Origin of the sequence: Immundisolibacter sp., assembly GCF_028696615.1 — a bacterium.
In the GTDB taxonomy this organism is placed as follows: Bacteria; Pseudomonadota; Gammaproteobacteria; order Immundisolibacterales; family Immundisolibacteraceae; genus Immundisolibacter.
Genome location: NZ_JAQVGQ010000182.1, coordinates 1 through 5,565, shown reverse-complemented (window position 1 = coordinate 5,565; position 5,565 = coordinate 1). Strand labels below are relative to the sequence as shown.

The window sequence follows — 5,565 nt, the reverse complement described above, 5'->3', positions numbered from 1 at the left end:
ACCTGCCGGGCAACGACGAGTTCCTGCGTCTGGCGGCCAAGCTCGAAAAGACTGTGGTCGAGGACGAAATCTTCCACGGCCCGGAGGAAATCAAGGAACTGGCCGCCAGCTTCGACCCCGCCAACGCCCTGCCGTGGGACGAGACGCTGAACCTCGCCCGCGAAATGCGGTACCTGGACGTGCGCGAGCGCAACGAGCAGTTCCAGTACCCGCTGACCGAGGCGGAACTCGAGGACATCCGCCGCGCCATCTTCGAGGACACGCTGGCACCGTCGGACATCTACGCCGCGGTGGCCTGACCGGCCGGACGGCCTCAATCCCGCTGCGGCCACACCAGCACGACCGCCAGCGCCAGCAGCGGCCACAGCAGCAGCGGCAGGCCCAGCCACAGCGGCTGGGCCACGCCGGCCAGGTGCAGCAGCCAGCCGGCGGCGGCCAGCAGGGCGCTGCCGCCGAGCACCGTTTGCAGCCGGCGCGGCCGCGCCTTGCGTGGCGTCGTCGGCGGCGGGACCGGCGCATTGGCCCGCTCGAGCGCACCGTGGATCAGGTTCGGCAGCCGCGGCAGCGTGTCCGACCACAGCGGCGCCTCCTCGCGCAGCGTGTTGCGCAGCGCCCGCCAGCCGATGCGCTCGCGCATCCAGCGTTCCAGATACGGCTTGGCGGTGCGCCACAGGTCGAGCTCCGGGTACAGGCGCCGGCCGAGGCCCTCGATGTTGAGCAGGGTCTTTTGCAGCAGCACCAGCTGCGGCTGCACCTGCATGTCGAACCGCCGCGCCACCTGGAACAGGCGCAGCAGCAACACGCCGAACGAGATGTCCTTCAGCGGCTTGTCGAAGATCGGTTCGCACACCGCGCGGATGGCGGCCTCGAACTGGTCCACGCGCAGATCGGGCGGCACCCAGCCGGCGCGCACGTGCGCCTTGGCCACGGTGGCGTAGTCGCGGTTGAAGAAGGCCACGAAGTTTTCGGCCAGATAGCGCTGATCGGCCGGATTGAGGCTGCCGACGATGCCAAAATCGACCGCGATGTACTGCTCGTTGGGGCCGACGAAGATGTTGCCGGCGTGCATGTCGGCATGAAAGAAATTGTGCTCGAACACCTGCCGGAAAAAAATTGCCACGCCGCGCTCGGCCAGGCGCTCGAAGTCCACCCCGGCGCCACGCATGGCGTCGATGTTGTCGATGCCGATGCCGTAGATGCGCTCCATCATCATCACGTTGGGGCGCACGTAGTCCCAGTACACCTCGGGCACGTAAAGGTCCGGCGAGTTCAGCCAGTTGCGGCGCAGCTGGCTGGCGTTGCCGGCCTCGCGCATCAAATCGAGCTCGTCCATGAGCGTCAGCTCGAACTCGCGCACCACCTCCACCGGACGCAGGCGGCGCGCCTCGCGCAGCGTGCGCTCAGCAAACCGCGCCAGCATGTTGAGCAGGCGGATGTCGCGGCGGATGCGCGGGGCGATGCCCGGCCGCACCACCTTGATGACCACCTCGCGCCCGTCCGGCAGGCGCCCGGCGTGCACCTGGGCGATCGACGCCGAGGCCAGCGGCACATCGTCGAACTGCGCCAGCACCGCCGTCAGCGGCTGGCCGTAAGCGGCCTCGATGATGCGCCGCGCCTGCTCGCCCGGAAACGGCGGCACACGATCCTGCAGGCGCACCAGCTCGTCGGCGATGTCCGGCGGCAGCAGATCGCGGCGCGTGGACAGGATTTGCCCGAACTTGACGAAGATCGGGCCGAGCGATTCGAGCGCCTCGCGCAGGCGCACGCCGCGCGGCGGGCGGCGGCGCCAGCGCCACGGCAGCAGGCGCAGCAACAACCGCCCGCCCGGCAGGCGCGGATGGCCGAGCACTATCTCGTCACCGCCGGCGCGCGCCAGCACGAACAGCACCCACCACAGGCGCAGCAGTCCCGGCAGGCTGGTCATCGGCTTTGCAGGCGCAGCGCCAGCAGCGCCAGGCGCCGCTCGAGTGCGCCGACCGCCTCGTGCAGCTCGCGCACCTGCGCCCGAAAGCTGTCCCACTCGGCGGCGCTCACCAGCTGCGGCTGTTCGTACTGCAAGAACTCGGCGCCGCTGCGCAGCACCGACCAGGCCGCCTCGTGCAGCGCCTGCTGCACCGCGCCCGCCGCCTGCGCGCCGCGCTGCGCCAGCACGTCGCCCGCCAGCGGCGCCAGCAGCTCGGGCCAGTCGATGCGCGCCTCGCGCAGCGCGGCGGCAAAGGCGCCGGCCAGCTGCTTGTCGCCGTCGATCTTGAGTCCGCGCGTGTCACCCTCGGCCTGCGCCGCCAGCAGGTCCGCCAGGCGACCTTCGATGCGCACGTCGACCTCGGCCGGCGCTGGCACCACAAGCTGCAGGCCATGGCCGTGCGGCACCACGGCAAAGCGCAGGCCAAGCGCCGGCAGGTTGAACTCGATCACCCGCCCGTCGAGCGCGGCCAGGCGCTGCAGCGTGGCCGGATCGAGCGCCAGCAGGCGGTTCAGCGCAATCTCGAGCACCGCCAGCGGCCCGCCGGCGGCCGCGGCCGACCGAGCCGTCACAGCCGGTAACCGCGGTGCACCGCCACGATGCCGCCGGTGAAGTTGAAATACTGGCAACGCTCGAAACCGGCCGCGTGCAGCATGGAAAGCAGCGTGTCCTGATCCGGGTGGCGGCGGATCGATTCGGCCAGATAGCGGTAGCTGGCAGCATCGCCGGCCACCAGGCGCCCCAGGCGCGGCAGCACCTGAAAGCTGTAGGCGTCGTACAGGGGCTTGAGGCCCGGCAGCACCGGGCGCGAGAACTCGAGCACCAGCGCCCGGCCGCCGGGTTTCAGCACGCGATGCATCTCACACAGCGCCGCCTGCTTGTCGGTGACGTTTCGCAGGCCGAAACCGATCACCACGCAGTCGAGGCTCTGGTCGGCCAGCGGCAGGCGTTCGGCGTCGAGCTGCAGAAAATCGACGTTGCCGGCCACGCCGGCGTCCAGCAGCCGGTCGCGGCCGCGCGCCAGCATGGCGCCGTTGATGTCGGCCAGCAGCACACGCCCGGCGCTGCCCACGCGCGGCGCTAGCAGGCGCGTCAGATCGCCGGTGCCGCCGGCCAGATCGAGCACCCGCTCGCCCGGCCGCACCGCGGCCAGCTCCACCGCCAGGTGCTTCCAGACCCGGTGCAGACCCAGCGACATGAGGTCGTTCATCAGGTCGTAGCGCGGCGCCACCGAGTCGAACACCTGGCGCACGCGCCGCGCCTTTTCGGCGACCGGCACCTCGCTGAAGCCGAAATCGGTGGTGTCGTGTTCCATGGCGGTCCCGGTGACGGTGAGGCGGCGCGATCGGCGCCGAGTTTACTCGACCGCCGCCGGTACGGATTGGCGCCTGAAGCCGCATCTGCGCGGGCTTGGCTGGCATGGGTTCGCGGCTGAAGCCGCTCCTACGCGGGCATCGACCTGTAGGAGCGGCTTCAGCCGCGAACCCCCACCGCCGCCTCAGGCGTCGCCGGCGGTCTGCAATTTCTGCCGGCGGGTGAAGTCCAGCATGCGCTCGATCGGCCGGCGCGCCCGCGCGCCGATGTCGGGGTCGACGTGGATTTCGCCCTCGCCGGTCTCGAGCGCGTGCAGCAACGCCGTCAGGCTGTTCATGGCCATCCATGGGCAGTGCGCGCAGCTCTTGCAGGTGGCGCTCTTGCCGGCGGTCGGCGCCTCGATGAGGCGCTTGCCAGGCGCCAGCTGACGCATCTTGTGGAAGATGCCGCGGTCGGTGGCGACGATGAACTCGTCGGCGTCGAGCTCGCGCACCGCCTGCACCATGCGGCTGGTGGAGCCGACCACGTCGGCCTGGGCGATCACGCTGGCCGGCGATTCCGGATGCACCAGCACCTTGGCCCGCGGGTGCTCACGGCGCAGCGCCTCGAGCTCGGCGCCCTTGAACTCCTCGTGCACGATGCAGGCGCCGTCCCACAGCAGCATGTCGGCACCGGTCTGCTCGCGGATGTAGGCACCGAGGTGCTTGTCGGGCGCCCACAGGATCTTCTGCCCCTGCCGGTGCAGGTGGGCGACGATGTCCACCGCGCACGACGAGGTGACCATCCAGTCGGCACGCGCCTTCACCGCCGCCGAGGTGTTGGCATACACCACCACCGTGCGGTCCGGGTGCTGGTCGCAAAAGGCGCTGAACCGATCCGCCGGGCAGCCTAGGTCGAGCGAGCAGGTCGCTTCGAGCTGCGGCATCAGCACGCGCTTTTCGGGGTTCAGGATCTTGGCCGTCTCGCCCATGAAGCGCACGCCGGCCACCACCAGCGTCGAGGCCGGGTGCTCGTGGCCGAAACGCGCCATGTCGAGCGAGTCCGACACGTAGCCGCCCGATGACTCGGCCAGCGCCTGCAGCGCGTCCTCGACGTAGTAATGCGCCACCAGCACCGCGTCCTGCGCCTTCAGCAGTTCGCGGATGCGCGCCTCCAGCGCCGCGCGCTCGGCGCCAGCGGGCTCCGGGCGTTCCACGTCGGCGGTGCGCGGGTAGTCGGTGACGGGGGTGGCGTAGACGGTGTCGGCGGACATGCGGGCTCCGGGCGGGCAACAAACGGACATCTGCGCCTAGCTTGGCATCCAGCGGCGGAATTGCAAGACCGGATCGACCAGCCACGTTCCCGCCCAGGCCGGGCGCAGTGCACTCCCGCAACACCGAAGTCGCGTCGCTCTGCTTGGCAGGCATCGATGCGACGATTAGCGCTGGCGAGACTCTTGCCACAGCGCCTGCGTCGCCCGGGCCAAGGTCGATGGTAACGGGCGCTTTCACGCAATGCGCCACGGATCACCCGGTTCGACCCGACACCTCCGCGACTCGCGCCGGCGCACGCTATTTTTTTGCGGCGGGAGTGGACGGCACTGCATTCATGACGATAAAAAATATCAATCGAACTGATTGAAAAATAACATGATCGCGATCAGCGTTCTTGCAGCCGCAAGACATCTATACTGCCCACGCACTTCGGCAGACCCGCGTTTTGCGGGGCCTTCGCCTGTGCCCACGCGCTACATTTCGAGAGCGGCGGGGCAAAGGAACGCTGACTAAAACCAGCGCTTCCTTACCCGACCGATCAGGCACGCCGAGCGCCTGATCGGTCGGGCAAGCCAAGTATGCGGAAGACTTTTTCAATCAAAAAGCAAGGAGTAGTGGCCATGCGCCTTAAAAGCTTGACGCTCAGCATCGCCATCGCCAGCGCATTGGCGCCGGTAGCCAATGCCGCCAACACCGGTGCCGCATCGACCGGAATGGCGCAAAAAATCATGAGCAATAAAGACTGGTGGCCGGATCGGCTCGATCTGTCGCCGCTGCGTGTACACGACGCATCGTCCAACCCGTTGGGCGCAGATTTCGACTATGCCAAGGCGTTCGAGAGTCTCGACCTCGACGCCGTCAAGGCGGACCTGAAAAAGGTCATGACCACGTCGCAAGATTGGTGGCCTGCCGACTACGGTAACTATGGGCCGCTTTTCATTCGCATGGCATGGCACGCGGCGGGAACCTATCGCGTGCTCGACGGCCGCGGCGGTGCCGACGGTGGCCAGCAGCGCTTCGAGCCGCTGAACAGCT

General features: G+C 68.8%; 5 protein-coding genes and 1 pseudogene. 2 read left to right on the top strand and 4 right to left on the bottom strand.

Annotated elements, in window-relative coordinates:
- Positions 1-299, top strand: a 299-nt coding sequence (locus PHC73_RS11065; protein WP_300128027.1) for a hypothetical protein, incomplete at its 5' end; no start/stop codon positions are given.
- A gap of 14 nt (positions 300-313) precedes the next feature.
- On the opposite strand, the gene ubiB is transcribed toward PHC73_RS11065, so the two are convergent.
- From ubiB to nadA, 4 genes are all read right to left on the bottom strand, one after another.
- Complete coding sequence (ubiB, locus tag PHC73_RS11060; protein ID WP_300128024.1) at positions 314-1,924, bottom strand: ubiquinone biosynthesis regulatory protein kinase UbiB; 1,611 nt, start codon at positions 1,922-1,924, stop codon at positions 314-316.
- Positions 1,921-2,535: an SCP2 sterol-binding domain-containing protein gene (locus tag PHC73_RS11055; RefSeq protein ID WP_300128021.1), complete on the bottom strand. Its 615-nt coding sequence runs from the start codon at positions 2,533-2,535 to the stop codon at positions 1,921-1,923. Before PHC73_RS11055 ends, ubiB begins: the two co-directional genes overlap by 4 nt.
- Positions 2,532-3,278 (bottom strand): bifunctional demethylmenaquinone methyltransferase/2-methoxy-6-polyprenyl-1,4-benzoquinol methylase UbiE, encoded by a 747-nt coding sequence (gene ubiE, locus PHC73_RS11050; protein ID WP_300128018.1) that lies wholly within the window; start codon positions 3,276-3,278, stop codon positions 2,532-2,534. Before ubiE ends, PHC73_RS11055 begins: the two co-directional genes overlap by 4 nt.
- A 183-nt stretch (positions 3,279-3,461) precedes the next feature.
- Complete coding sequence (gene nadA, locus PHC73_RS11045) at positions 3,462-4,529, bottom strand: quinolinate synthase NadA (RefSeq protein ID WP_300128015.1); 1,068 nt, start codon at positions 4,527-4,529, stop codon at positions 3,462-3,464.
- A 621-nt stretch (positions 4,530-5,150) separates the two neighbouring features.
- Between nadA and PHC73_RS11040 the strand changes: the two are divergent.
- Positions 5,151-5,565: pseudogene (locus PHC73_RS11040) on the top strand (catalase-peroxidase); the annotation flags it as partial.